We start from the raw sequence: 26469 nt of genomic DNA on the forward strand, positions 1-26469 counted from the left end.
ACTAACGGGTAGGAGTCCCAGCATGGCGGAACGCTCAGGGTCGAGCCGGATACTTCCTTGCATTCTGGTAGGTCTCGGCGCCTTCCTCTTGGCCATCGCTGTTCTCATTCCCACCTACATGGTCGGCAAGTTGGAGAAGACGCCGCTCGACCTCGAGGTCACCACGATCGCCACGGGCAACGGCAACGTCCTCAACTCTGCCGCGCTACTTGCCGGCAAAGCTCAGGTCGACAAGAACGTCCCGATCGTTGCTCAGCGCTACGTCACAACGCAGGAACCGTCCAACGCCGACGACATCACCGTCCAGGCCGGCCAGACTGTCATCCGCACCGACAAGCAGGGCGAGAGCGGCCTGCTGACGGCAACCGTCGACACCGTCACCCTGGACCGCGTCAGCTCGATGCCGACCAACGATCCGGTCGGAACGATCCAGACGTCAGCTGATCAGCCGGCGGAAGAAGTTTCCCGCGAGGGTCTGCAGTACAAGTTCCCGTTCAACACGGAGCAGCAGACCTATCCCTACTTCGATCTCAACGCTCGCGCGAACTACGACATCAACTTCGTCGAAGAGACCGAGATCAACGGCATGAAGGTCTACCACTTCAACCAGACCATCGAGCCCGTCGACCTGTCCAAGGTCGTCAACTCCCCCACGAACAAGCTCACCTTGCCTGCCGACACCTGGGGCGTTCCCGGCGGCACCACCCCCGTCACGATGACGCGCTGGTACACCAACGTCCGTGACCTGTGGGTCGAGCCCAAGACCGGTGTCGTCATCAAGGGCCAGGAGCAGCTGCACCAGTACTACGGCCGCAACAAGAACTCCGTCGACGTCGACGTCCTCAACGTCACGCTGCCGTTCGACGAAGAGACGATCGAGTACCAGATCCAACAGGCGCAGGACGGCATGGACACGCTCAACCTTGTCGGCCGCACCGTTCCGATCGTCGCCGGCGTCCTCGGCGTGATCGCTCTGATCGCCGGCATCTTCCTCGGCGTGCGCGGCGGCAAGGGTGGAACCCCGGCGCCTGCACACGGCGGCGGTGGCCAGTCTCCGAGCGGAGCAGGTACCCCCGCTCCCGGCGAGCACGACTGGACCAACGACGACACCCAGGTGATCCCGCGCCCGGATCTGCGCAAGGAATAACACGTCGCCAGTGAACCTGGCACAGGTTTTGTGAAGCGAGCACCCCTTCCAGCTAGTCGGAAGGGGTGCTCGCTTCATACAGGGGTTGCTAGCTCGCGCTTGCCCGGTCCGCACTGCGCACTGCAGCAACAGAGACCGCCACAGCCGTCACCGACGCCACGACAACCGCTGTCCCGATCAACTGCCCCGGCGTCGTTGCCCACAGGAGCATCACGACGGCCTCGACGGCCAATCCGATCCAGGCCAGCACGGCGACTCTCGTGCGTTCCGACGCGATTGCGGACAGCAGGGCGCACTGCAGCACTGCAAGGACGGCACCGTGCAATGCAAAGGCCCACAGCATCGGTGCCACGGCAGCGTAGGCGTCGCCCACCAGGATCGGTACCAACGGACCGGCGAGGGCCGCGCCGAGCACCAGCACAGCCCCGATTCCCACCAACACAGCCAAAGCTGTGCGAACGGCCTGCGCCGATTGGGCTGGATTGGCCATCTTCGGGTACAGGACAACACCAACCGCTTGTGGCAGCCAGAACGCGGCTTTGGTCGCGACGGCGCCCAGTGCGTACACACCCGCGTCGTATTCGCTCAGAACCACGCGCACGACAAGCAGGTCCAGCGACGACAACGCAATCAGGGCGAGCTGAACCTGGGAGGCGGCGAGCACGGATACAACACCGATCCGCACTGCTTTGTTCTCGCTCACCGGCGCCGTGCGGTCAAGCACCCGGACAACCGCGACCAGAACCGCCGTTCCGGCCGCGCTCGCCACCAACGCTGCGGCCGCAGCTCCGCCCAGCGCCAGGACTGCCACTGCGGGAAGAACTTTCATCACACCCGCACCGGCCAGGACTGCGCTGAGCACGCCAAACCGGCCGTGCCCCTGCAACAATCCCTGCTCCGTCGCCAGCAGCACCAGCATCGGCGCCGTCACAAGAGCCGAGAACGCTGCAACTATTCCGGTGTCGAGTAGCCACGCCATCGCCGGGGTCAGCACCACCGCCAGAACAGCCACGATCGCTGCGCATCTGTACCCGAGCGATCGCAATGTGTCAGCGCTCTTGCCGCGCACAGCCTCTCGGGCGACCACTGTTTGCAGCGCCAACGCCGGCACGGCCAGCACCAACTGCGCGGCGAGAAGACTGGCGAATTCTCCGTAGCCCGCCGGACCCAACCAGCGACTTGCCAACCAGGCCAGCAGATACGACGCAACATTTGCCGTCATCGAACCGGCCAACACCATACTGACCCCGGCCGCAGCGGAACGATCAAGAGGTTGGCGGGCCATGCGACCAATGATGCACCACGTATCGTGCCCGTCATGACAGTGCGGCCGAAACACCACAGCGTCGTGGCCGCGGTGTACAGCCTGGCGTTGACATTGTTGATCCTCGGACCACTGCTCGGTCCCGGTTATCTACTGCTGCGCGACGCTGTCAGCACTCCCCGGTCGTACCTCACCGACTCCGCCCTCGGACTCACCGATGCCGCTGCCCGCGCCGTGCCGCAGGATGCGCTGATCGCGGCAGTGAGCACGGTTGTCGACGGTGGGTTGGTGGTGAAGGCGCTACTCCTCGCCGCACTGTGGCTGGCGGGGTTGGGCACTGCCCGCTTGGTCCGAGCCCTGCTGCCGACAGCCGGGCTCGGGCCGCAGTTGGTGGCGTCAACGGTCATGCTGTGGAACCCGTACGTGGCCGAGCGTCTGCTGCAAGGACATTGGAGCCTGTTGGCCGGGTACGGCGCTTTGCCGTGGATCGTGATCGCGGGCATCGGGGTTCGACGCGCTCAGCCCGGCGCCTGGTGGGCATTGGCCGCATCGCTGGCATTCGCGGGCCTGACACCTACCGGCGCGCTCCTGGGATTGACCATCGCGTTGGTGGCCGTAGCCTCCCCAGGCGGGCGAACGTCGGTTCTACGACGCGTCAGCGGCGTCTTCGCACTCTTCCTGATCACTGCCTCGCCGTGGCTCGCGGCAACACTTCTGTCGAGCGGCGCCGCCGACGGTTCCGATCCCGCCGGTGTGGCAGCCTTTGCCGCCCGCGCGGAACCGGGCCTCGGAACGCTCGGCAGCCTCGCCGGGCTGGGCGGCGTCTGGAACTCCGCTGCCGTCCCGGACTCTCGCACAACACTCTTCGCGGCGGCAGGGACGCTACTACTCCTGATCGTGGTGCTCAGCGGCATTCCCGCGCTGTGGCGACGGCGTCGCAATCCTGTGATCACCGCCCTGGCAGGGCTGGCACTCGTCGCGGTCCTCGCCCCGGCACTCGGCGCAACACCGTGGGGCCTGGGTGTTGGTCGCTGGTCGGTCGAATACTTCTCCGGCGCAGGCCTGCTCCGCGATTCCCAGAAATGGGTGGCGCTTGCCGCACCGTTCTACGCACTGTCCGCGGCAGCGGGCGTGATGTGGGCACAGCGACGCTTCACTCTTCCGCGCCCTACGTGGTCGATCGCCGCTGTTGTCGTGACGATCATGGCTCTGCCCGACATCGCGTGGGGCGTCGGCGGGGCTCTGAAACCGGTGCAGTATCCGCAGTCCTGGACCGTTGTCGCCGAGCAGTTGCGAGGCGAAACCGGTGATGTGGCAGTGCTTCCCACCGGAATGTTTCGAGCCTTCTCCTACACCGGTGACGCTCCGGTTCTCGATCCGGCTCCGCGATTTCTCCCGCTCGATGTACTGCAGACCGGCGAACTGATCGTGGCCGGTGGCTCTGTCGGCGGCGAGGGAACACGCGCCGCCCAGGTCGAGGAACTCCTCCTCACGGGCGGAAGCAACACCGAACTCGCGGCCCTTGGCGTCGGCTGGGTGCTGGTGGAACTCGACACTCCTGGCCGATCCGACGACGCGGCGCTGCGCAACCTCGAGAGAGTGTTCGCAGACAACTATCTCGAGCTGTACCGGGTGCCCGGAGATGTTGCACTGCACCAGGCTTCGGCATCTGCCCGGATCATCGTCGCGCTCGCCCACATCGCCTGGGTGATGACGGGCGTTGCGGCTCTACTCGTGCTCGGACTGAACCAGAACCGGATTCGACTCGCGCGACGTGACAAGACCTGAAACGCGCTGTCCGACCGTCGTCGCCGACAAAACCTCGAAAACACCGGTTCCCGTTTGTTCCCACGAGAATTCGCTCGACCACACCCGAGCTTTCTCACCGAGCACCGTCCGCAGTTCGTGATCCTGCAACAGGGTGCCTGCAGCCTGCGTCAATTCTGCCACATCGCCGTCGCCGACACTTTCGCCGCCTACCAGAAGACCCGTCACGCCGTCGACGATGGAATCGGTCAATCCCTTGGAACTGCGGTAACCAACAGTCGGAACTCCGTGTTGCGCGGCCTCGATGACGGCGAGGCCCCACCCTTCCTTGCGGGACGGCATGAGGTGAATCCAGGACTGCGCCAACAGTTCGTGTTTGCGGGACTCGTCGACGTGCCCGTGGAATGTCACCGCGTCGCCGATCCCGAGTTCCGCAGCGCGATCACGCAGGTTCTGCTCCCACCAACCGCCGCCGATGACGTCGAGGTGAAGTTCGGGCTGCGTCGGGCGAAGTGTCGCAACCGCTTCGAGCGCGTCTTCGATCTGCTTGTGCGGCACCAACCGCGAGAGCACCGACATGGTAGGCCGGATCGCCCGGGTGATCGAACCACCCGCGTCGACGCCCATCGGAAGACGATCAGCTCCGTTGCGCACCACGGCAATTCGATCGCGGTCGACGCCCAGATCCACCAGTTCCTCCGCCGAGGGTAGTGACACCGTCAAATACTGGTTGTCGCTGTGACGCTTCGGCGACAGGCGCGATTCCACCCACCACCCGATCCGTCCGACGAGTGTGCCTGCCACCGGCCACTGTTCGCGGTGGCAATGGTGCACGAGCAGCGTGACCGGCGCACCGGCCACCATCTTCGAGAAGAAGGGAATCCCGTTCTGCGTGTCGACCACGGCGTCGGGGTGAAGGCCTTTCAGGGAACCGAACCCGAGGCGTCCGGCCGCAATCGCGGCCAGTGCCCGCGGGTACACGCTGAAACGTCCGCCGGAACGACTGATGGTGATGCCGTCTCGATACTCGGTGGCGGGCGCACCCGGGTACGACGCCGTCCGCAGAGTCACCTTGATTCCGCGCGCCGCCAACTGGGTTCCGACCTGTTCGAGGTACCGCTCACTTCCGCCGCCCTGCGGATGCCCGGTGTCACGCCAACAGAGCAACAGAACCTCGTGCACGTGCGTTACTCCCTAGAGCTCGTCGGTGACCGGCGCGGATGCGAGTGGTCCTGCGGGGGATGCCCACCCTGACCGGTCGGTAACCCTGCGGAACACCCTAACTGTTTCCGCGTCCGTATTGCCGCGCTCCTCACAGTGAAATTGACGGTGTTCATGGAGCAGAAGTCGCAGTCGCTAAAGTTGATTCTCGTGACCAAGCCCGCAGTGACCCGCATTTTCGGCCGACGGGCAACCCTCAAACGATCCGTCGGCTTGCTCAGCGACTTCCGCCACGAGCAGACCGCGCCTGACATCTTCTACGGCGCGCTCGCTCGCGATTCCGTCGAATTGATCTCCGACCTGCATGAAGGTCACACCGGTCACACGCTCGACGGCCTCACCGTCCTCGACGTCGGCGGCGGACCGGGCTACTTCGCGGAAGTGTTCCAAGCTGCCGGTGCCCGCTACATCCCGGTCGAACCCGATCCGTCGGAAATGCATGCCGCGGGCCTGACCGTCGGCGGCGCGGTGCGCGGATCAGGCCTGGCGTTGCCCTTTCGGGATTCGTCGGTCGATATCTGCTTCTCCTCGAACGTGGCGGAACACGTCAGCGAGCCGTGGCTCATGGCGGAGGAAATGCTGCGCGTCACCAAACCCGGCGGACTGATGGTCCTCTCGTACACCCTGTGGTGGGGTCCGTTCGGAGGGCACGAGACCGGTCCGTGGCACGCTTTCGGTGGTGAATACGCAGCCAAGCGGTACCGCCGCACAACCGGCCGCGAACCGAAGAACAAGTACGGAGAGTCCCTGTTCAAAGTGGGTGCCACCGACGGTTTGCGCTGGGCCCGCGGAACAGACCAAGGTGAACTACTCGCCGCGATCCCCCGATATCACCCGTCCTGGGCGTGGTGGATGGTTCGTGTTCCCGGCCTTCGCGAATTCCTCGTGAGCAACCTCGTTGTGGTCCTCGAGAAGCGTTGACGTGATTCGCCTCGCCCTCGACATCGGCGGCACCAAGATGGCTGCCGGTTTGGCTTCCGAGGACGGGCGCGTTCCCGAATTCCGCACGGTTCCCACACCGAAAACGGATACGTGGGCAGCCTGCGCGGCATTACTTCAGAACGTTGCCGACGGACGCGCGGTTGACGCCGTCGGAATCGCCTGCGCCGGCCCGGTCGATACCGTCGGCGGTGTTGTGGCTCCCATCAACATCTCCGAGTGGGCTGGCGGCTTCCCCCTGCAGGACGCGGTACGCAGTGTTTTCCCGGGCGCAGCGGCCACTCTGGCCATGGACGGGGCTGCCGCTGCGCTGGCCGAACATCACCACGGCGCCGGACGCGGAAACCTGGACCTGTTGAGTCTGGTCGTTTCCACCGGCGTGGGCGGCGGAGTTGTCCTTGGCGGTCGCATCGCACCTGGCCGTACGGGAAATGCCGGCCACATCGGGCACCTTGTTGTCCCTGGAGCCGACGAACCCTGCTCCTGCGGTGGCGTCGGCTGCCTCGAGACGGTCGCGAGTGGTCCGGCAGCAGTTCGTTGGGCTCGCAGTCAGGGGTGGACCGGCACCACCGGCCTCGAGCTTGCCGACGACGCCCACCGCGGCGACGCCCTCGCCCGGGCAGCGCTTCACCGTGCCGGAACCGCGCTGGGTGTTGCCATCGCGTCGGCTGCAGCACTCCTGGATGTAAATCTTGCGGTGGTGGGCGGCGGATTTTCCCAGTCCGGCTCAGCCTTGTGGGAACCTCTCCGCGAATCGGCTGCCCGACATGCCCGTTTGTCGTTCATCAAGGACCTACGAATCGTCTCCGCCGAGTTGGGTGAGCGTGGAACTCTGACCGGCGCGGGGCTCCTGTCGCTCGTCGCCGCCATCTGACACGCGTTCTTCTCCGAGAAATCCGCAGGGAGTCCCACTAAACGGGTGCCACCTGTTCCCAATTTCTGTAACGTGTTTTAGTGTTCTGACTCACACCGTTACGGGCATTGCGCGTGACACAAGCGGGAAGGAGGTGACCGTGAGCCCCGATGTTTCCTCGACAGAAGCCGAGCATCACGCACAGGTCGCCCGACCAAGTGATTCCCTCCGCGACACCGAAGACCTCCGCGAACGCCTGGAACGCTGGATGGCCGGGAAGGTGCCGGCCGGATCCACCGTGACCGTCTCCGATGTCACCCTGCCCGCAGCCAACGGCATGTCCAGCGAAACCATCCTCTTCGACGCGACCTGGGACGGCGATCATCATCCGCTGGTCGCCCGTGTCGCCCCGGCAGAGACCACCATGCCGGTGTTTCCGACCTACGACCTCGAATCCCAGTTCCGCACCATGGCGCAGGTGCACGAGCACTCCGCGGTGCCCGTACCGACGGTGTACTGGTCCGAATCCGACCCGGATGCGTTGGGTGCGCCGTTCTTCGTCATGGAGCGCATCTCCGGTGACGTGCCTCCCGACGTCATGCCGTACAACTTCGGATCGTGGGTCACCGAAGCGTCCCCGGCGCAGCGAAAGACTCTCCAGCAGAACTCGGTCGACGTCCTGGCGCAATTGCACGCCATCGACAATCCGATCGAGCGCTTCGATTTCCTCCAACTGCCTGGTTCGGGACCGACTGCGCGAGAGGCATTCTCGGCGCACATCGCCGAGCAGCGCGCATACTACGAGTGGGTCGTCAAGGATGGCGTCCGATCGCCACTCATCGAGCGGGCACTCGACTGGGTCGAAGCACACAATCCCGCCGACGATTCACCGGCCGTGCTCTGTTGGGGCGACTCACGCATCGGCAACGTCATGTACCAGGACTTTGCACCAGTTGCCGTACTCGACTGGGAAATGGCAACTCTCGGCCCGCGTGAGATGGACCTGGGCTGGATGGCCTTCCTGCACAGGTTCTTCGAGGACATTGCCGGGTTGGCAAACCTGCCCGGTCTTCCCGACTTCCTGCGACTGCCGGACATCGCGGCAACTTACGCCGACATCACCGGTCACACACCACACGATCTGGAGTTCTACGTTACGTACGCAGCGCTGCGCCAGGCCGTCATCATGTGGCGAATTCAGGCCCGTGCCATAGCTTTCGGTCAAGCCGAGCAACCCGCAGACCCCGACGACATGATCATGCACCGCGCATCGCTCACCGCGATGCTCGACGGCACTTACTGGGAGAGGTTGAACTGACCATGTTGTCGCCGATGGACGATTACCCCATTCACCAGATCGCGGAACCGGTCCGCCACGTCGCCACCTCGGACCGAAACTTCTACGACCGCTACTACTTCAACTGCTACCCCACCGGCAACAACGACACCTTCCTCATCGTCGGTCTGGGCCAGTACCCCAATCTCGGTGTCATGGACGGTTTTGCCGTCCTACGCCACGGGGATCACCACATCGTGGCCCGCATGTCGAAAGCCCTGGGCGCCGATCGCACCGACACCACGGTCGGACCACTGCGCATCGAAGTGCTGGAGGGCCTGCAGAAACTTCGTGTCGTCCTCGAACCCAGCAGCGAATACGATCTCTCCTTCGACATCACCTTCGACGCCACCATCCCGGCAGCGCTCGAGCCCAAGCACTTTCGACGCCAACTCGAGCGCGTCACCTTCGACACGTCCCGCTTCCTGCAGACCGGAACGTGGAGCGGCCACCTCACCGTCGACGGAGAAGAAATCTCGATCGACCCCGACACCTGGCGCGGAAATCGTGACCGCTCCTGGGGCGTACGGCCGGTCGGTGAAGCCGAGCCACCCGGCCGACGCGCCGTCGACGGTATCCAGAACTTCTTCTGGATCTACTCCGTCATGCAGTTCGACGAGTTCACCATCTCGGTCATCATGCAGGAAGACGAGCAAGGCCGTCGCATCGTCGAGGAAGCGATGCGAATCTGGCCGGAAGAAGGACGCGATCCGGAATGGCTCGGCCGGCCCGAGCACGACCTGATCTTCTGCCCCGCCACCCGCGACGTCACCGGAGCTACCCTCACCTTCCACCGGCCCAGCGGCGAGGTTCTGACCGTCGACTGTGAACTGTTGCTGGCCAACCACATCGGCATCGGCACCGGGTACGGGCTCGAACAGGACTGGCGCCACGGCATGTGGCAAGGCGAGCTGGTTGTCCAAGGCCTGCGGCACAAGGTCCACGAATTCGAACCCATGCAGCGCATGTTCTCCCCCGTGGACAATCTCAGCAAATTCCATCTCACCGAGGGTGATCAGACCTTCGACGGCACCGGCCTTTTCGAAGTCGCTGCCATCGGACCCCACGAGCGTTACGGCTTCACCAGTTTCATCGATATGGCACCAGAGCGCGAGACCGACAACACCGAGGAAAGATTGTGATGACGAACTACGACAAGCTCTACATCGGCGGCGAGTGGGTAACCCCCGCCACCGACCAGGTACTCGAGGTGTTCTCACCGGCAACGGAGGAGCGCGTCGGAAGCTGTCCCGTCGCCGCTCCGGCAGACATCGACGCCGCAGTCTCCGCTGCGCGCAACGCTTTCGACAACGGACCGTGGGCCAAGACGACCCCTTCCGAGCGCGGTGCGATCCTCGCGAAGGCAGCCAAGCTCCTCGAAGAGCGCAGCGCAGATCTCAACCAGCTCATCTCAAACGAGATGGGCCAGCCACCCGCCATGGTCGGCATGATGCAGCAGACCCCGTCGATGGCGACGCTCGGTTTCTACTCCGAACTCGCCGACAAGTTCGCGTGGGAAGAGAAGCGCACCGGCGCCTTCGGGCAGACCAAGGTCACCCGCGAGCCCGTCGGCGTTGTCGCTGCCGTTCTCGCGTGGAATGTTCCGCTGTTCCTCGCGATCAACAAGCTGGCCCCCGCACTGCTCGCCGGCTGCACCGTCCTGCTCAAGCCGGCCCCCGAGTCACCGCTCTCGGTCCATGTGATCGCGGAGATCTTCGCTGAGGCAGGCGTTCCCGCCGGCGTCATCTCCGTGCTCCCCGGCGGCGCCGAGACCGGCGAATACCTCGTCTCGCATCCTGACATCGACAAGATCACCTTCACCGGCTCCAGCGCGGTCGGGCGCAAGATCGGCGCCATCGCCGCCCAGAACCTCAAGCGCTGCTCCCTCGAACTCGGTGGCAAGTCCGCCGCCATCATCCTCGAGGACGCCGATCTCGCTGCCGGAATGCCGATGCTTGTCATGTCCGGCCTGATGAACACCGGTCAGGCGTGCGTCGCGCAGACCCGAATCCTCGCTCCCCGTTCACGTTACGACGAGGTCATCGAGGGACTCAAGACCGCGGCCGGTTACATGACCGTCGGCGATCCGTCCGATCCGGCCGCGCAGCTGGGCCCGCTGATCTCCGAAAAGCAGCGCGAGCGCGTCGAGGGCTACATCGCCAAGGGCAAGGAAGAGGGCGCTCGACTGGTCCTCGGCGGCGGTCGTCCCGCCGGACTCGACAAGGGCTGGTACGTCGAGCCGACCATCTTCGCCGACGTCGACAACTCCATGACCATTGCCCGCGAAGAGATCTTCGGACCCGTGCTGTCGGTGATTCCGTACGACTCCGAGGACGAGGCCGTCAAGATCGCCAACGATTCCGACTACGGCCTCGCCGGATCCGTCTGGACCACCGACATCGATCACGGCCTCGAAATCGCGGCGCAGATCCGCACGGGCACCTACGCGATCAACTGGTACGCCTTCGACGCCGGTTCACCGTTCGGCGGTTACAAGAACTCCGGAATCGGCCGCGAGAACGGACCTGAGGGCCTCGAAGCCTTCTGCGAAACCAAGTCCGTGCTCATGCCGCCCGGATACACGAGCTGAGTTAGCACCCGTTGTACACAGTGAGCACCCCTTCCAGCACGACGGAAGGGGTGCTCACTTCATAGAAGCTGTGCTCACTCCCCAGACATAACCGTCCGAGCGGGCTTAGCCTTAGCTCCGTGACCACCGAAACGAAAGCATCGGCTGACGAGAGCACCACCACCGTTGTCCTGGCCTTTGCCGCAAACGCGCTGATCGCCGGAGCAAAAACAGCGGCCGCGATCGTCACCGGATCGGCGTCGATGGTTGCCGAAGCCACCCACTCGTGGGCCGACACCGGCAACGAGATCCTGCTCCTCATCGCAAACCGACGATCCAAGCGGGTTCCCGATCGCGATCAACCCCTCGGCTACGGCCGCGAAGCCTACATCTGGTCGATGTTCGCGGCCCTCGGACTCTTTGCGCTTGGTGCCGGAGTGTCGATCACCCACGGAATCCAGGAACTGTTCCATTCGGAACCGGCCACCGATTTCGGAGTTGCCTACGCAGTCCTCGGCGTCTCCTTCATCCTCGAAGGCATCTCGTTCCGCCAGGCCTACAAACAATTGCGGGCAGAAGCTTCGGCCGTCAACAGCGATGTTCTCACGCAAGCTCTCAATACTTCCGACCCCACCACGCGGGCTGTGTTCGCCGAAGATGCTGCGGCACTTATCGGTTTGATCATCGCGTTCGCGGGCGTCCTGCTTCACCAGATCACTGGTTCACCGATCCCCGACGCCCTCGGATCCATCTGCGTGGGCATCCTGCTTGGTGTCATCGCGGTGATTCTGATCGACCGCAACCGACGTTTCCTGGTCGGTGAGGAAGCGTCCCCGACCCTGCGCGCCGCCGGCATCGAAGCGCTGACACAGCTACCCGACGTCAACCGAATCACGTTCCTGCGCATGGAATACCTCGGGCCGCGGCAGGTGTACCTGGTTGCCAGCATCGATGTCGTCGGGGACTACGCCGAATCTCGAGTAGCCCACACATTGCGCGACCTCGAGCGCACACTCGAGCAGAGCCCACGCGTCGTACGGGCGATCCTGACGCTCTCGACACCGGAAGAACCGTCGATCACCGCCTGAGCGATACGCTCATTTGATGCGCGCTCTGGTCGTTGTCCTGATGGTCCTCGGATTTGTCGTCGGGGGAATTCCCTTGTTGGGCGTCCTGATCGACGTGATGACCAGTTCGGACAAGGACATCGTGTACCAGGGAGGGTACGCACCGCTGACGGGCGTGCAGATGAGCCGGGATTACGAATCGTCGCTGAACCTCTACTTCGATTCTCAATCGAATGCGTCGAGGAATTGGTTCCTGCTTGCCAGTTTCCCATTCCTCGGAGCAGGTTTGGGCGCTCTGACGGCTGCGCTGATGGGGCGCCGCGGGTGGCACCTGACGCGAGCCTGAAAAGACGCCGGTGGCCGCCCCACCGTCGAAACGAGGGGCGGCCACCGTCAGAACAGAGTCAGATGTACATCGCAGGATCGATGTAGCTGTTCGGATCCACCAACTTCTCCTTGGCGGTCCGCGGCCGAGCTACTGCCGGAATACCCGTCGCAATGGAATCGGCTGGAACATCACGCGTCACAACAGCATTGGCGCCGATAGCACTACCTTCGCCGATGACAACCGGTCCCAGGATCTTGGCGCCCGCGCCCACCGTGACCCGATCGCCGAGCGTCGGATGGCGCTTGACCTGCTCGAGTGAACGGCCGCCGAGCGTGACACCGTGATAAAGCATGACGTCGTTGCCGATCTCAGCCGTCTCACCGATCACGACGCCCATGCCGTGGTCGATGAAAAACCGTCGACCGATGGTCGCGCCGGGATGAATCTCGATGCCCGTGGCAAAACGTGTCAGCTGCGACAACACCCGGGCCGGACCGCGCAGAGCGGGCACAGCCCACAGCTTATGTGCGATCCGATGCGACCAGATGGCATGCAGCCCTGAGTAAACGAGGGCATTCTCCACATTGCTGCGCGCGGCAGGATCCTGACCGCGCGCAGCCTGTAGGTCCTCGCGAATGACGCCGAGGATACTCACGTATCTCAGTCCCGGATGTGTTCGAACAGTGGGGTGGAGATGTAACGCTCACCGAAGTCGCAAACAACCGCCACGATCAGCTTGCCCGCATTCTCGGGGCGCTTTGCCAACTCGAGGGCGGCCCACACGATGGCGCCGGACGAGATGCCACCCAGGATGCCTTCCTGAGTTCCGAGAGCGCGAGCGACCTCGATGGAATCGGGGAACGAGACGTCGATGATCTCGTCGTAGATTTTACGATCGAGGATCTCGGGTACGAAGTTCGCACCGATTCCCTGGATCTTGTGGGGGCCGGGCTGGCCACCGTTGAGGATCGGCGAATCGACGGGCTCGACGCCGACGATCTTGACCTCGGGCTTGTACTTCTTGAGAGTGCGTCCGACGCCGGTGATGGTGCCGCCGGTGCCGATACCGGAAACGAAGATGTCGACGGCGCCGTCAGTGTCGGCCCAGACCTCTTCACCGGTCGTCACCTCGTGGATGGCCGGGTTGGCGGGGTTTGCGAACTGGCTGGCCGAGACAGCGTTTTCAGTCTGCTCGACAATTTCCTTGGCCTTGGCGACTGCGCCGGCCATGCCCTCGGAGCCCGGGGTCAGCACGATCTCGGCGCCGTACGCACGCAGCATGACGCGACGCTCGGTGGACATCGTCTCCGGCATGGTCAGGATGACCTTGTAGCCACGAGCAGCGCCGACCATGGCAAGTGCGATACCGGTGTTACCACTGGTGCCCTCGACGATGGTTCCGCCGGGCTTGAGTGCTCCGGACTTCTCGGCAGCGTCGATGATCGCAACACCGATCCGGTCCTTGACGCTGTTGGCCGGATTGTAGAACTCGAGCTTCACTACAACCTGTGCGTCCAGACCCTCGGTCAGGCGGTTGAGTCGCACCAGCGGGGTGCGCCCGACCAATTCGGTGACGTTGTTGTAAATACCGGTCATTTCCGTACCTCCATGTGGCCGCAGTGTCGACCGGGTCGTTTCGTTAATGACGTTATTGCATCATTCGGTGTGTCCTATAGCTCAACCGGGCCGGTAAAAACCCGAGAACTACCAAAATAATCTCCTCGAATGCCGAATGCCGCATCTGTTCGATCAGATGCGGCATTCGGGTTACGCAGAACAGAATCGCGAGGGACTCAGCCCAGGCGCTGCTTCAGAGCTTCGAACTCGTCACGGATACCGGTGGGCAGCTTCTCGCCGACGAAGTCGAACCACTCCTCGATCAGCGGGATCTCGGCCTTCCACTCGTCGATGTTCACGGCGAGGGCCTCGGTGATGTCGGCGTCCGACACGTCCAAGCCGTCGATGTCGAGTGCCGATCCCGTGGGAACGACGCCGATCGGGGTGTCGATACCGGCAGCCTTGTGCTCGATACGCTCGACGATCCACTTCAGGACGCGAGAGTTCTCGCCGAAGCCTGGCCACAGGAAGCGTCCGTCGTCGCCGCGGCGGAACCAGTTCACGTAGAAGACCTTGGGCAGCTTGGACTCGTCGGCAGACTTGCCGAGGTCGATCCAGTGCTGGAAGTAGTCGCCCACGTTGTAGCCGAGGAACGGAAGCATTGCCATCGGGTCGCGGCGAACCGTACCGACCTGGCCTTCGGCTGCTGCGGTCTGCTCGGAGCCGACCGTGGCACCCATGAAGACGCCGTGCTGCCAGTCGCGGGCCTCGGTGACCAGCGGAACCGTCGTCTTACGACGTCCACCGAACAGGATTGCCGAGATCGGCACGCCCTTCGGGTCGTCCCACTCGGGAGCCATGATCGGGCACTGCGACATCGGGGTGCAGTAACGCGAGTTGGGGTGAGCGGCCTGCGTACCGGATTCAGGCGTCCACTCGTTGCCCTTCCAGTCGATCAGGTGCTGCGGGTCGCCTTCGAGGCCTTCCCACCAGACGTCGCCGTCGTCGGTCAGTGCAACGTTGGTGAACACCGTGTTGCCCTGGTCGATGGTGCGCATCGCGTTGGGGTTCGAGGACCAGTTGGTGCCCGGTGCCACGCCGAAGAAACCGAATTCGGGGTTGACGGCGTACAGCTGTCCGTCGTCACCGAAACGCATCCACGCGATGTCGTCACCGAGAGTCTCGGCACGCCATCCGGGGATGGTCGGCTGGATCATCGCGAGGTTGGTCTTGCCACATGCGGACGGGAATGCCGCCGCGATGTAGTAGGCCTTGTCCTCGGGGGAGATCAGCTTGAGGATGAGCATGTGCTCGGCCAGCCAGCCCTCGTCGTGCGCCATTGCCGAAGCGATACGCAGCGAGTAGCACTTCTTACCGAGGAGAGCGTTTCCGCCGTAGCCGGAACCGAAGCTCCAGATCTCACGATCCTCGGGGAAGTGAGTGATGTACTTGGTGTCGTTGCACGGCCACGCGACATCGGCTTCGCCATCGGCGAGCGGAGCGCCCAACGAGTGCAGCGCCTTGACGAAGAATCCGTCGGTGCCGAGCTTGTCGAGAACCTTGCTGCCCATGCGGGTCATGACGCGCATGGAGACGACGACGTACTCGGAGTCCGTGAGCTCGACACCCAACTTCGGATCCTCGGCGTCGAGGGGACCCATGCAGAACGGCACGACGTACATGGTGCGTCCGCGCATGGAACCGCGGTACAGGTCACCCATGAGGGTGCGCATCTCCGACGGGTCCATCCAGTTGTTGGTGGGGCCTGCGTCGATTTCTTCCTTCGAGCAGATGTAGGTGCGCGATTCGACGCGAGCCACATCGGAAGGATCGGAATTACCGAGGAACGAGTTCGGCTTCTTCTCGTCGTTGAGGCGCGTGAACGTGCCTGCCTCGACCAGCTTGTCGGTCAGCCGGTCCCACTCTTCGTCCGAGCCGTCCGCAAAGACGACGCGAGCGGGCTGGGTGAGTTCGGCAACCTCTTGCACCCATGCAAGCAGTTCCTTGTGCTGCGTGGGGGGCGTGCCGTCAGTTCCGTTGAGACCGGGAATGGTCGCTGAGGTCATCAAACTCTCCTGGGGTGAGCCGGAACCGGGTTCTCGTGACACCGGATGCAAACTGCAGCTCCCCGATACCAGTTGATCCCGGTGTCCCCCTCTCGACGGGGTCCAGCCGCGTCATCCACTCACGTGGATTTCACGGACGCCGGGTGTCCTATGTACTGAGGTTAACGCTGGCTGTTCACCTGCAGGTAATCGGGTGCGGTCAGAAATGTCACAGAAACGATTCAGATGGTGTATCCACAACGCGTACCCGGCTTCGAATAGAGGCAAACGGTCCCGGATCGCAAGGCGAACAGTCCTCCAGGTACTTCACTCAGTGCCTATTTTCGGTGTCACACAGTGCCAGAATCGATGCGATCCCACACCAACGCACCGTGCGTGTCTCGGTGGCATTCCCACGCCGCGAAGTCTCCGTCCGACTCCACCATCGTCACGCGGTCGGCAGCGCCGTCACGATCGAAATCCGACACCACGACAATGGCAGCTGCATCGTTGTCCGGCGACACGACGCGACTGTCGACGATCCCGTCGCCATCGAGATCGAATGCGTCGAATGTCGTCGTCAGATCACCGACGTCCACAGTCCCCGTACCCGGTCCGAACGTTGCCGGATCGATGCCCTCTGCCGGTAGATGATCTGCCGGCACGTCGAACCGTCCCATGTCGACGACGTCGGCGGTGATCAGAAGTCCGTCCATTACTTCCCCCTGTGCTTGATCTTGCTGGTGTCTTCTCCCGGCAACCCCTACCGAGATGCATCAGTACTACCAGATTTCCGTCGACAGTCACCGACAAAAATCCGGGCCTGTGGACAACTCGTTCAGGCCCCGGCACCGTTCAGAATTGCCAGGTCACGTTCACAGGCGGCCAATTGTCCGGAACGTGCCTGTCCCAGTGCTCGGAGCTCGACATCGATCTCCGCAATTCGCGCTTGCGCCGACGCAACCAGCTCTCGGCTCTCGGCCAGGATCGCGCTGCCGAGATCCACTTCCGCGTCAAGGAGCCGGTTCAGCACGCGCTGCTCCCATTGCGCTCTGACGGTGGCCATCGTTTCCGCCAGCCACGCACGCGCGTGCGCCCGATCTGCCGCAACGCCTCTCGTGCGGCTCAACCACCACGCCGCAGTTGCGCCAAGCACCAGAGTTACCGGAATGCTCGCGATGTCCAGGGCCGGCACCATCTCCAGCGGAATGACCGCGATCCGCCCCAAACCGAGCCCCGCCGAGGCACCGACCAACACGGTGATGCGCTCTTCGTTACCACGCGGCCGTGTCGCGGGGTCGTCGGGAAAATGTGGGAGTGCGACGCTTACACCCGTTTCGCCGATTCCGACTGCTGTGGCGATCGCAGCGTCGAAAGCCACTGTGTTGCTCTCGACTTCGTGTTGCAGACGTGCCGGCAAACTGTCGAGTTCGCTTCGGGTGGACTCGTCGATCCACAGGCGCGCCGACGCCACTGTCGTTCGAGTGGTGTCCGCGATCTGCTGCGAAAGTTCGGCTCGCGCGCGCTGGAGCCTGGTCCTCATCTGAGCAAGTCGTTCACTACGCCGACCGTCACGGTCGGTGAGTAATTCGCTGCGCTCCGCACGCAGTTCGCCGCCGGGATCGCTCTCGCGCAGGTTTCGAACCTCGAGGTCGATCATCCGTCGGGTTTCCGCGATCACACCGCCGCCAGGCTGAGATACGGCGCGTCGACGAACTGCGTCGACGGCGTGGAACAACGGTGCGACACCGCCATGCTCGGACAGGACGATGATTGCCGCCCCACCGTAAACATCACTGTGATCTGCAAGAATGCGCTGATCGCGGTCGCGAACCGATTCCCAGTCCGGGTTCACATCCGTCTTGGTCATCACAACCACAAACGGCAAGCCTCCCACTCCGGACTCGTCGAGCAGTTCCAACTCTTCCCGCCCGATCACACTTGCCGCGTCGACCACCAGCAGCACGATGATGGCGTCGCTTGCGTGATCGACGCTCGTGTATCGGCCCGCCACGCTCAGGAGCCTTTCGACCTCTTCGCGACCACATCGCGGCAAGCCGAGAACGAAAACACTTGCATTACTTGATGATTCATCAGCCCAAGCGACATCGACATCACCAGAGAGCCCAGCTGGGTTCCATCTCCGAACCACAGGATGGACCGCCGCCGGCAGCACGGAAGCTACATCGCTCACGCGCTCATCTCCGACCGCTCTCGCTCACCGCCGAGAAGCACCCACCGCCTGACGTACGCCCGGTGGACCAGCGAAATCGCGTCGGCCCATGCGCGATGTTCACGTTGCGTCGGCCCGCCCCACCACTGAGCGCATCTGCGCGCTTCCTCAACCGTTGTCGGCGCAGGCGGTGCGCTTGCCACAAACCCACGCAGTTCCGGACGCACCAGCGCACCCGTCGCGGCAAAGATCAGACCGGAATCGGTCCGTAGATACTGTTCGATCTCATCTCGGGCACCGGCGACCTCCGCCGCCTCGGCGCCGGCAGCAACGCGCTCCAGTATCGATCGAATTCCGTCGACTCTGCGCCACCACCACGTCTCGAGTAGCAGCGACAACTCACCGAAGAACGCCTCTCGACCTTGTCCGGTCAACGCAACCAGAGGAACGGTGGCAACGGAGAGGTCACCGGAAATCTCGGCCGCACGCGTGAGCGCATCCTCCCACCCGTCACCGATGTGGTCGGCTTTGTTCAGAACGGCAAGGCAGTGATCGGACGCGCGACCGACCGCGCGTCGATCTGCGTCTCGGAGTGCGTCGACCACGACGACCACAACGCAGTGACTACTCAGATCCGGATCTATCGCACCGGGCACGTCGAACGCCCTCGTCTCCGTGGGAATGATCGGCGCGCCTCCCACTCGATGGCTCGCGAAGACATCACTCTGGAGCAACGTGGTCACCGCGGACCGGCCGACTCCGCTACGACCGGCAACCAGTACCTGCAGCGGTGCTGTCAACGACCCGACTATCGAATGCACCGCCTCCGCGGCGTGCTGATCGATCGACATCAACCGGTAGGCAAGCCGTCGCAACTCGTCCATCGGCGGCGCACAAGCGTCGTCGAGTGAGACTGCGGGCACAATTCGAGCCCACACCTTCACATTTTCCCCTGTGTTCATCCCCACCCCACGTTCCCCTTCGTGATGGGCAGATTCTGTCAGGTTTACGACGACACGGCTGTTCCCGGCAGGTCATCTCACGTTCAGCTGTCCGATTTCGCGGGCAGTTCTCCGGAATTTTCCCAGAAAGTCTCAACTCGAACTTCAGACCCGTCTGCGCTATATGGCAGTCATGCGTGACAATGGACGCGTGAACGAAGCCGATCAGCACGCACTGCCAACCCCGAACGCGGGCGAGACGGAAGACTCCAAGGGTTCCCGTCTCCATCCGCGCGTGACAAGTTTCCGTTCGCGCAGGGGTGCGCTGACCGACGCACAGCAGAAGTCCTGGGACCGCCAGTGGCCCCTTATCGGCGCCGATGTGTCCGACACTCCCCTCGACGCGACCGCCTGGTTCGGACGCGATGCCCCACTGATCATCGAGATCGGATCGGGCACCGGAACCGCGACCGCTGCGATGGCCAAAGCCGAACCGCACGTCAATCTCATTGCCATCGAGGTCTACCGCCCCGGGCTCGCGCAACTCCTTCAGCAGGTCGAACGCGAAGAGATCCCGAACGTCCGCGTCCTGCGCGGTGACGCGATGGACGTACTGGAAAACATGATTGCCCCGGAGTCGCTGACGGGTGTTCGGGTGTTCTTCCCGGATCCGTGGCCCAAGGCTCGCCATCACAAGCGTCGTCTGTTGCAGGCCCCGACGTTCTCGTTGATCGCCAATCGCCTCAAGCCAGGCGGAGTCCTCCACGTTGCCACCGACCACGCCGAATACGCGGAGTGGATCGAGGAAACCGGAAACGCCGAACCGCTCTTGAGCGCTCTCGACTGGGAATCACCGATGACCCACGAGCGCCCAGTCACGAAGTTCGAAGACAAGGCCCATAAGGTCGGAAGCGCAATTACCGAGCTTATATGGGGGAAGATCAGAGCATGAGCGTCAGCGAACAGTTATCCGACGACCTCGAGTCGTCAGGATCTCCCCTCGACCTCGGTCGTGACTCCCGCCACCCCAAACGGGTTCTCCTGGTGTGGGACGCCCCCAACCTGGACATGGGCCTCGGCGCCATCCTCGGCGGCCGACCTACCGCTGCCTACCGGCCACGATTCGACGCACTCGGACGTTGGTTGCTGTCACGGACCGCTGAACTGTCCGCGCGTGAGTCCGGCAACCTCGAACCCGAAGCAACGGTCTTCACCAACATCGCCACGGGCAGCGCCGACGTTGTGCGCCCATGGGTCGAAGCGTTGCGTAACGTGGGTTTTGCGGTGTTCGCCAAGCCGAAGGTCGATGAGGACAGCGATGTCGATTCAGACATGCTCGAGCACATCGCTCTGCGGTACGGCGAGGGACTGGCCGGAATCATGGTCGCGTCCGCCGACGGTCAAGCATTCCGCGAACCGTTGGAAGACATCGCAGCGACCGGCATTCCGGTTCAGGTACTCGGATTCCGCGAGCACGCCAGCTGGGCTGTGTCGTCCGACATCCTGGACTTCGTCGATCTCGAGGACATTCCCGGTGTCTTCCGCGAGCCTCTGCCGCGGGTAAGCCTGGATACTTTGCCCGACGAGGGCGCCTGGTTGCAGCCGTTCCGACCGCTTTCCGCCCTGCTCATCGGGCGAAAAAGTGTTGCCGAGTAGGAGTTGATCAGTGTTCGCCAGCTGGGGAAGCATCGTCTATCGTGCCCGCTTCACCGTCATCGCTGTCATGGTGGCGGGACTCCTCGGGCTTGCCGCGTACGGCATGAGCCTGCAGGACCATCTCAGCCAGAGCGGCTGGGACGATCCGGGGTCACAATCGGTCGAGGCTGCAAAGCTCGCCGACGGCACGTTCGGACGTAGCACCGCCGGCGACGTTCTGGCGCTGTACACAGCGCCCGAAGGAAAAACCGTCGACGACCCGGAGTTCCAAGCGAAGGTCATCGACAGCCTGCAACGACTGGTCTCGGACCATCCGGATCAGATCATGAAGATCAACGGTTCGTACTTCAAGGTCGGTGACGGACTTTCCGTCGCCGCCTTGGCAGACCCGACGAAGCAACATGCCGTTGCCAGCGTGGCCATTGCCGGCGACAACGACACCGCGGTGTCCAACAACTTCCGCGATGTCGAGAGCGAGTTCTACATCGACGGTGTCAACGTGCAGTTGGCCGGTCTGCAACCGGTCGCGAACTCGTTGAACGACACGATGGCCAACGACATCAAGCGCATGGAAATGCTCGCAATTCCTGCTGTCGGTGTGCTGCTCTTCTTCGTGTTCGGTGGCGTCGTCGCTGCTGCCCTGCCCCTGATCGTGGGCGGCCTGACCGTCATCGGTGCCAACGGCATCATCCGTCTGATCACCAATTTCACCGAGGTCAACGCGTTTGTCGCGCCCGTGGTGTCCTTGGTCGGGCTGGGTCTGGCCATCGACTACGGGCTGTTCATCGTCAGTCGTTTCCGTGAAGAAATCGCCGAAGGGCACGAGACGCCGACGGCGGTCCGCAGAACGGTCATGACCGCCGGCCGCACTGTCATGTTCTCGGCGACCATGGTTGCCGTCAGCCTCGGCGGCCTTCTGCTGTTCCCCCAGGGCTTCCTGAAATCCGTTGCGTACGGCGCAATCGCGGCCGTCATGCTTGCGGCCATTTCGTCCGTCACGATCCTGCCTGCCATCCTCGGAATCCTCGGCAAGCGGATCGATGCGTTGACGTTCAAGAGGCTTCGCCAGACCAAGACCAACGAGGAAATCGAAAACGGCTTCTGGGGCAACCTCACCAGGTTCGTGATGCGGCATCCGCTCAAGGTTGCCGTTCCGATCGTGGCCGCACTGCTCCTGATGATCATTCCGCTCACCGGCATCAAGTTCGGTGGCATCAACGAGACGTACCTGCCGCCCGACAGCCCCACGCGCGTAGCTCAAGCCGAGTTCGACGAGCTCTTCCCGGGTAACCGCACCGAACCTGTCCGTCTGGTCATCCAGGGCGCAGACAACACCGCGCTCGGCCAGATAGCGAAGACCGCCAACAACGCACCGGGCCTGGTCGAGAAGTTCACCCCCGAAGTGGCCACCAAGGACGGCGTCAACGTCCTCAAAGCCGGCCTGACCGAGCGCAACGAAGCTCGCCCCACCATCGACTACCTCCGCGCCGCGGACTGGCCGGAAGGCACGACGGTCCTTGTCGGCGGCACCCCCGCCATCGAGCAGGACAGCGTCGACGCTCTACTCGACCGTCTACCGCTGATGGTCGTCACGGTCATTTTGCTGACCACACTGCTCATGTTCCTGACCTTCGGATCGTTGGTCCTGCCGATCAAGGCAGCTCTGATGAGCGCTCTCGGACTGGGTTCGACGCTGGGCATTTTGACGTGGATCTTCATCGACGGCCACGGCAGCGAACTGCTCAACTTCACACCCGGCCCGATCATGTCGCCAGTTCTGGTGTTGATCATCGCGATCGTCTACGGGCTTTCCACCGACTACGAAGTCTTCCTGCTCTCACGAATGGTGGAAGCGCGCGCGCAGGGTGCGAGCACCACCGAATCCATCCGCATCGGAACAGCGCACACCGGCCGCATCATCACCGCGGCGGCGTTGATCCTCATCGTGGTGACCGGCGCGTTCGGCCTGTCCGAACTGGTGATGATGAAGTACATCTCGTACGGCATGATCGCGGCCCTGGTCATCGACGCCACGCTCATCCGCATGTTCCTCGTGCCCGCCACGATGAAACTGCTCGGCGACGACTGCTGGTGGGCCCCGGCGTGGATGAAACGAATCCAGGAGAAGATCGGACTGGGCGAGCCGATCCTCGACAACGAACTTGCGCTCGTCGATGTCCCCCAGCTCACGCCCGTCGGCGCGATCGCCGGACCCGGCCAGGCAAAAATCACCGAGTCAGCGCAGGCAAAAGCTGCGACGCCGTCGCGGGTACTCCCGCCCCCAGCAACGGTCGGGGGCAAGCGCGAACCCGATCCCCTCACCGAGCCCATCCCCCTGAGCGAGATGTCGGTCAAGGCGCCAACGCCCAGGACATACGCGCCCGGCGAGACACCCCGCCGCCGCAGTACCGACCGACCGGCCGGTGCGCCGCAGGACCTGATCGAAGCACCAGTCCCCAACCCGACGTACAAGGCGGCCAAGCCGGAACAAACGGCAACACCGACACCGGCTCCGACCGCTCGCCGCACCTCCCCCGCTACACCGGCTTCCACTGAACGACCGATCGAAAGCTGGTTGTCCGACCTGCGCACCCCGGGTGAGGCGCAACCTGCATCGAGGCCATTGCCGGCCGTCCGCACTTCGGCACCGACCAACGGTGCAGCCACAAACGGTGCAGCAACAAACGGTGCCGGCACCAATGGTGCTTCAACCAACGGGGCTGGAACCAACGGCGCAGCGACCAACGGCGCAGGCAGTAACGGAGCGGGCAGTAACGGAGCGGCCACCACCGGCGCGGCGTCTGAATCCACGCCCAACGGTCCGTCGTCCGGCAACGCAGTCAGCGGACGCCACCGCCCCGACGACGGTAATGCCGTGAGCGTCAGCGAGCTCATCGCGCGGCAGAAGCGGAGTTGATCTGGTCCGCCTTGCCGAAGGCGCGTGCATAGCGCGTCCCGACAAGCAGGAGCAGTAGCCCGACCACCAGGAACGCGACACCGCGAACCAGTCCGCTCAAGGTGGCGAGATCGAACAGGAAGAGTTTTGCCAGCGCTGCGCAGGTCAGCGTCAGGCCGGTTCCCAGCATCGTGTGTGCGTGCTCGCGATTGTTCAGTCCGAATACGAGTGCGGATGTGGCGGCCAGCATCCATACGACCGTTGCTGCACTGTGGCCGAACACAAACCCTGTTGTGCCGCCCCATATCTCGATGCCCGAAGCAACCAGTGCGCAGGTAGCGGCGTAGAGGATACCCATTCCGCTGATGGCCCAGGCGACGGCAATGTTGTTCTCCGAGACCAATGCCAATCGACTCATGACCCACACGAATGCCACGAGCACTCCGATCACAGTCAGGCTCGTGAGTGCCGTCAGCGCATCGAGATGGGCAGACGCGGCACGGGACGTCATCAACATGGACGGCGACGCGGATTCCAGGAATCCGATCAATCCGATTGCGGCAAAAACGGATCCGAGCGCACAGACGAAACGTGATCCGGTCGAACCTGCGATCACGATGAAGACGGTGGCGACGGCAAGCAGAACTGCAGCAGTCAACGACTGCGGCGACCCGGCAACACAGCACAGCAGCAGAGCCACTGCACCGGTACCGGCGATACCCATGCGCAGGTGAGTCGACAATGCCGCGCCTGCTGCAGCACCGACCAGGAGCACCAGTGCCATGACGCCGTAGAGCAGGGAGGCCATCTGATCACCGAGGAGTACGTCGACTCCCAGCAGTGGGAGCGTTGCGACAATGAACGTCGCACTCGACCAGGCGCCGGCAACACCGTCACGCGACGGGGATCCCTTCCACTGCAAGGCAACTGCGGCGCTCAGTCCGATCAGGGAGACAACAACCGCACTGATCGTCAATGCCGATGAATCAACCTGCATTCCATCGAAGAGGGACACTCCGATGATTGCTGCGATCAATACGATCGCAACCGGCACCGTCCGGGCCATGCCAAGATATTTCCAGTCGCGACCGAGTTGAGCGGAGAACCCTGCCACTTGGAGAGCAACAAGAAAACCGATGAGCGACAACGTCAGTGCGCCGGCCAAGGCGGGGGCTGCCAATGCCGCGCCGAGCACGATCAGCAGCGCAAGAGGTTCGGAGTTCCACCTGACCGCCACCGAGACTCCGGCAGCAGCGATACCGAAGGCAGTCACCATCGACAGCGGCGAGACGATCCAGCCGTACAGGACCGACGCTGCCATCACATCGAGGTAGAGACCGGCAAATCCGGTGGCCGCCAGCGCGATTGCTCCCACCCGGCCGCCCGGGCGTCCGTACACCCGGAACCCTGCGAAGATCAGGGCACCGGACAGGGCTGCTCCGCCGATCACTCGAAGAGGCGGTCCGAAGAAACCGGCCTGGGCTGCCAGAACCAACAGCATGACAACACCGATCAAGGTGACTGCCACCCCGGCAATCGCGAGGAGTCGGCTGATCACGCCGTCACGTTGCCACCACGGCACACTGGGCTGCTTCGGAGGACTCGGTTGCCACGGCACACTGGGTTGCTGCGGCGGACTTGGCGGGCGCAGGTACTGCGGTTGCGGGGCAACGTGCTGCGAGGCCACGTGCTGCGGGGCCGGCTGTGGAACGTACGCGGGAACCTGAACGGGCGCCGAAGCCGGCGCTGCAGGCCGCATCGTGGTCAGCTGCGTCTGCAGAATCGACAGGTTCTGCCCCATGTGGCGCAACTGCCGTCCGATGCTTTCGCATTCGTCCGACAGAGCGGTCACCAGTCGCGGATCGACGGCAGGAGAACTTGGTGTGGTCATACACCGAGCTTGCTTCAGTCAATCCTCGATTGAATGAGTAGTACTACTCGACCGGCATAGGGGCTTTCGGTGAGCACGCCGGCGATCTAGGACCCAAGGAACTTGCGAAAGGTGGTTCCGAAGGGATGCTTTGCGGTGACGCTACCGAAGCGCACCTTGCCGTGCACCACTACGTGAAGCGGGCCCATCTGAGGCCCGGACCGCACCTTGTTGGAAGCGCTGCCACCGATGGCTTCGACATCGTTCATGTCCACCGTGGCCTCTTCGGGGACGACCAGCGAGATCGAGCTTGCATAGTCGTTGATCGAGACATGCACGATCTGTGTTTGCATGACCGCACGCGTGAAATCTACGGTGACACTGGACATTCGAGTGTCGATCACAACGGCCGGCGGAACGATCCACGCGCCGTTACGCGTCACTGTCGACATCCGTCCGCGGATGATCGCGGCATTGGCTGCGCCGTAGGCACCGGCCGCCGGAGGCCCACTCTGTCCGGCATAGGGCTGCGGCTGCGGCTGCGGATACTGAACCTGCTGATGAACCGGCGGCTGCTGGTAACCCGGCGCCGGATACTGATAACCGGACTGGCCGGCCGACGCGGGATACGCGGGAGGCTCGTAGTCCGAGATCAGGGTGATGCCCGGGAGATCGGCAAGTACGACGTTGAGTTCGCCCCTGGTCTTTGCTGCCAGCGCAGTGTCCATACGTTCGGTGAACTCACCGAGTGAGAGCATCCCCTGACCGACGGCTTTCTGCAGCAATTCGCCGACATGCTCTCGTTCTGCATCCGATACGCGTAGATTCCTGGCCTCCATG

The 26469-nt window shown here is 63.4% G+C and carries 22 protein-coding genes; 12 read left to right on the plus strand and 10 right to left on the minus strand.

The window, feature by feature from the left end:
- The first annotated feature begins 22 nt into the window (after nt 1-22).
- Entirely contained in the window at nt 23-1147 is a 1125-nt protein-coding gene (locus tag EEB13_RS08590) for a DUF3068 domain-containing protein (RefSeq protein WP_045064624.1), read from the plus strand.
- An 88-nt stretch (nt 1148-1235) separates the two neighbouring features.
- Here the strand turns inward: EEB13_RS08590 and EEB13_RS08595 are convergent, their stop codons facing one another.
- Entirely contained in the window at nt 1236-2432 is a 1197-nt protein-coding gene (locus EEB13_RS08595) for a polysaccharide biosynthesis protein (protein WP_033231704.1), read from the minus strand.
- 33 nt (nt 2433-2465) lie between these two features.
- Here EEB13_RS08595 and EEB13_RS08600 point away from each other — a divergent pair, with 33 nt between their 5' ends.
- Nucleotides 2466-4199 carry a hypothetical protein gene (locus EEB13_RS08600; protein ID WP_141485046.1) on the plus strand — a complete coding sequence of 578 codons (1734 nt, stop codon included), beginning with the start codon at nt 2466-2468 and terminating at the stop codon, nt 4197-4199.
- On the opposite strand, the gene EEB13_RS08605 is transcribed toward EEB13_RS08600, so the two are convergent.
- Nucleotides 4140-5360 (minus strand): glycosyltransferase family 4 protein, encoded by a 1221-nt coding sequence (locus tag EEB13_RS08605; protein WP_045064630.1) that lies wholly within the window; start codon nt 5358-5360, stop codon nt 4140-4142. The two genes, EEB13_RS08600 and EEB13_RS08605, sit on opposite strands and share 60 nt — an antisense overlap.
- Before the next feature lie 153 nt (nt 5361-5513).
- Between EEB13_RS08605 and EEB13_RS08610 the strand changes: the two genes are divergently transcribed.
- From EEB13_RS08610 to EEB13_RS08640, 7 genes are all read left to right on the plus strand, one after another.
- Entirely contained in the window at nt 5514-6320 is an 807-nt protein-coding gene (locus EEB13_RS08610; protein WP_051730282.1) for a class I SAM-dependent methyltransferase, read from the plus strand.
- A 1-nt stretch (nt 6321) separates the two neighbouring features.
- Nucleotides 6322-7212 carry an ROK family protein gene (locus tag EEB13_RS08615; RefSeq protein WP_141485047.1) on the plus strand — a complete coding sequence of 297 codons (891 nt, stop codon included), beginning with the start codon at nt 6322-6324 and terminating at the stop codon, nt 7210-7212.
- 133 nt (nt 7213-7345) lie between these two features.
- Nucleotides 7346-8509, plus strand: a complete 1164-nt coding sequence (locus EEB13_RS08620) for a phosphotransferase family protein (protein ID WP_141485048.1) — start codon at nt 7346-7348, stop codon at nt 8507-8509.
- Between the two features lie 2 nt (nt 8510-8511).
- Entirely contained in the window at nt 8512-9669 is a 1158-nt protein-coding gene (locus tag EEB13_RS08625; protein WP_141485049.1) for a hypothetical protein, read from the plus strand.
- A complete protein-coding gene (locus EEB13_RS08630) occupies nt 9669-11117 on the plus strand; it encodes an aldehyde dehydrogenase (protein ID WP_141485050.1) in 1449 nt (482 codons plus the stop codon). The genes EEB13_RS08625 and EEB13_RS08630 overlap by 1 nt, the downstream gene beginning before the upstream one ends.
- A 119-nt stretch (nt 11118-11236) precedes the next feature.
- Nucleotides 11237-12184 carry a cation diffusion facilitator family transporter gene (locus tag EEB13_RS08635; RefSeq protein WP_141485051.1) on the plus strand — a complete coding sequence of 316 codons (948 nt, stop codon included), beginning with the start codon at nt 11237-11239 and terminating at the stop codon, nt 12182-12184.
- 16 nt (nt 12185-12200) lie between these two features.
- The gene (locus tag EEB13_RS08640; protein ID WP_141485052.1) at nt 12201-12509 is read left to right on the plus strand and encodes a hypothetical protein; all 309 of its coding nucleotides are present in this window, start codon (nt 12201-12203) and stop codon (nt 12507-12509) included.
- A gap of 58 nt (nt 12510-12567) precedes the next feature.
- Here the strand turns inward: EEB13_RS08640 and epsC are convergent, their stop codons facing one another.
- The 6 genes from epsC to EEB13_RS08670 all read right to left on the minus strand — a co-directional run bounded on the left by epsC (nt 12568) and on the right by EEB13_RS08670 (nt 19228).
- Nucleotides 12568-13146: a serine O-acetyltransferase EpsC gene (gene epsC / locus EEB13_RS08645; RefSeq protein ID WP_033231712.1), complete on the minus strand. Its 579-nt coding sequence runs from the start codon at nt 13144-13146 to the stop codon at nt 12568-12570.
- A gap of 5 nt (nt 13147-13151) precedes the next feature.
- Entirely contained in the window at nt 13152-14087 is a 936-nt protein-coding gene (gene cysK / locus EEB13_RS08650) for a cysteine synthase A (protein WP_141485053.1), read from the minus strand.
- 197 nt (nt 14088-14284) lie between these two features.
- The gene (locus tag EEB13_RS08655; protein ID WP_033231714.1) at nt 14285-16114 is read right to left on the minus strand and encodes a phosphoenolpyruvate carboxykinase (GTP); all 1830 of its coding nucleotides are present in this window, start codon (nt 16112-16114) and stop codon (nt 14285-14287) included.
- A gap of 329 nt (nt 16115-16443) precedes the next feature.
- Nucleotides 16444-16809, minus strand: a complete 366-nt coding sequence (locus EEB13_RS08660; protein ID WP_141485054.1) for a DUF6802 family protein — start codon at nt 16807-16809, stop codon at nt 16444-16446.
- Nucleotides 16810-16931: 122 nt separating this feature from the next.
- On the minus strand, nt 16932-18107 hold the full coding sequence (locus EEB13_RS08665) for a hypothetical protein (RefSeq protein ID WP_141485055.1): 1176 nt from the start codon (nt 18105-18107) through the stop codon (nt 16932-16934).
- 176 nt (nt 18108-18283) lie between these two features.
- Complete coding sequence (locus EEB13_RS08670) at nt 18284-19228, minus strand: hypothetical protein (protein WP_261984477.1); 945 nt, start codon at nt 19226-19228, stop codon at nt 18284-18286.
- 172 nt (nt 19229-19400) lie between these two features.
- Here EEB13_RS08670 and trmB point away from each other — a divergent pair, with 172 nt between their 5' ends.
- Genes trmB through EEB13_RS08685 form a run of 3 tightly spaced genes read left to right on the plus strand, consistent with a single transcriptional unit; the run spans nt 19401 to nt 23780 of the window.
- Nucleotides 19401-20159, plus strand: a complete 759-nt coding sequence (trmB, locus tag EEB13_RS08675; protein WP_045064652.1) for a tRNA (guanosine(46)-N7)-methyltransferase TrmB — start codon at nt 19401-19403, stop codon at nt 20157-20159.
- On the plus strand, nt 20156-20863 hold the full coding sequence (locus EEB13_RS08680) for an NYN domain-containing protein (protein ID WP_033231717.1): 708 nt from the start codon (nt 20156-20158) through the stop codon (nt 20861-20863). Before trmB ends, EEB13_RS08680 begins: the two co-directional genes overlap by 4 nt.
- Before the next feature lie 10 nt (nt 20864-20873).
- Nucleotides 20874-23780, plus strand: a complete 2907-nt coding sequence (locus EEB13_RS08685; RefSeq protein WP_141485056.1) for an MMPL family transporter — start codon at nt 20874-20876, stop codon at nt 23778-23780.
- Here EEB13_RS08685 and EEB13_RS08690 read toward each other — a convergent pair.
- Both EEB13_RS08690 and EEB13_RS08695 read right to left on the minus strand, forming a co-directional pair.
- Nucleotides 23755-25650, minus strand: a complete 1896-nt coding sequence (locus EEB13_RS08690; protein ID WP_141485057.1) for a DUF2339 domain-containing protein — start codon at nt 25648-25650, stop codon at nt 23755-23757. The genes EEB13_RS08685 and EEB13_RS08690 overlap by 26 nt on opposite strands.
- A gap of 86 nt (nt 25651-25736) precedes the next feature.
- Nucleotides 25737-26468, minus strand: a complete 732-nt coding sequence (locus EEB13_RS08695; protein WP_141485058.1) for a DUF1707 domain-containing protein — start codon at nt 26466-26468, stop codon at nt 25737-25739.
- Between the last annotated feature and the right edge of the window lies 1 nt (nt 26469).

Origin of the sequence: Rhodococcus sp. WS3 (assembly GCF_003797085.1) — a bacterium.
In the GTDB taxonomy this organism is placed as follows: Bacteria; Actinomycetota; Actinomycetes; order Mycobacteriales; family Mycobacteriaceae; genus Rhodococcus_F; species Rhodococcus_F globerula.

Bases quoted from the DNA above. Each gene is read 5' to 3' on its own strand.
- EEB13_RS08590 (WP_045064624.1), top strand. From the start codon at position 23: ATGGCGGAACGCTCAGGGTCGAGCCGGATACTTCCTTGCATTCTGGTA.
- EEB13_RS08595 (WP_033231704.1), bottom strand. From the start codon at position 2,432: ATGGCCCGCCAACCTCTTGATCGTTCCGCTGCGGCCGGGGTCAGTATG.
- EEB13_RS08600 (WP_141485046.1), top strand. From the start codon at position 2,466: ATGACAGTGCGGCCGAAACACCACAGCGTCGTGGCCGCGGTGTACAGC.
- EEB13_RS08610 (WP_051730282.1), top strand. From the start codon at position 5,514: ATGGAGCAGAAGTCGCAGTCGCTAAAGTTGATTCTCGTGACCAAGCCC.
- EEB13_RS08625 (WP_141485049.1), top strand. From the start codon at position 8,512: ATGTTGTCGCCGATGGACGATTACCCCATTCACCAGATCGCGGAACCG.
- EEB13_RS08630 (WP_141485050.1), top strand. From the start codon at position 9,669: ATGACGAACTACGACAAGCTCTACATCGGCGGCGAGTGGGTAACCCCC.
- EEB13_RS08640 (WP_141485052.1), top strand. From the start codon at position 12,201: ATGCGCGCTCTGGTCGTTGTCCTGATGGTCCTCGGATTTGTCGTCGGG.
- cysK (WP_141485053.1), bottom strand. From the start codon at position 14,087: ATGACCGGTATTTACAACAACGTCACCGAATTGGTCGGGCGCACCCCG.
- EEB13_RS08655 (WP_033231714.1), bottom strand. From the start codon at position 16,114: ATGACCTCAGCGACCATTCCCGGTCTCAACGGAACTGACGGCACGCCC.
- EEB13_RS08660 (WP_141485054.1), bottom strand. From the start codon at position 16,809: ATGGACGGACTTCTGATCACCGCCGACGTCGTCGACATGGGACGGTTC.
- EEB13_RS08670 (WP_261984477.1), bottom strand. From the start codon at position 19,228: ATGAACACAGGGGAAAATGTGAAGGTGTGGGCTCGAATTGTGCCCGCA.
- trmB (WP_045064652.1), top strand. From the start codon at position 19,401: ATGCGTGACAATGGACGCGTGAACGAAGCCGATCAGCACGCACTGCCA.
- EEB13_RS08680 (WP_033231717.1), top strand. From the start codon at position 20,156: ATGAGCGTCAGCGAACAGTTATCCGACGACCTCGAGTCGTCAGGATCT.
- EEB13_RS08690 (WP_141485057.1), bottom strand. From the start codon at position 25,650: ATGACCACACCAAGTTCTCCTGCCGTCGATCCGCGACTGGTGACCGCT.
- EEB13_RS08695 (WP_141485058.1), bottom strand. From the start codon at position 26,468: ATGGAGGCCAGGAATCTACGCGTATCGGATGCAGAACGAGAGCATGTC.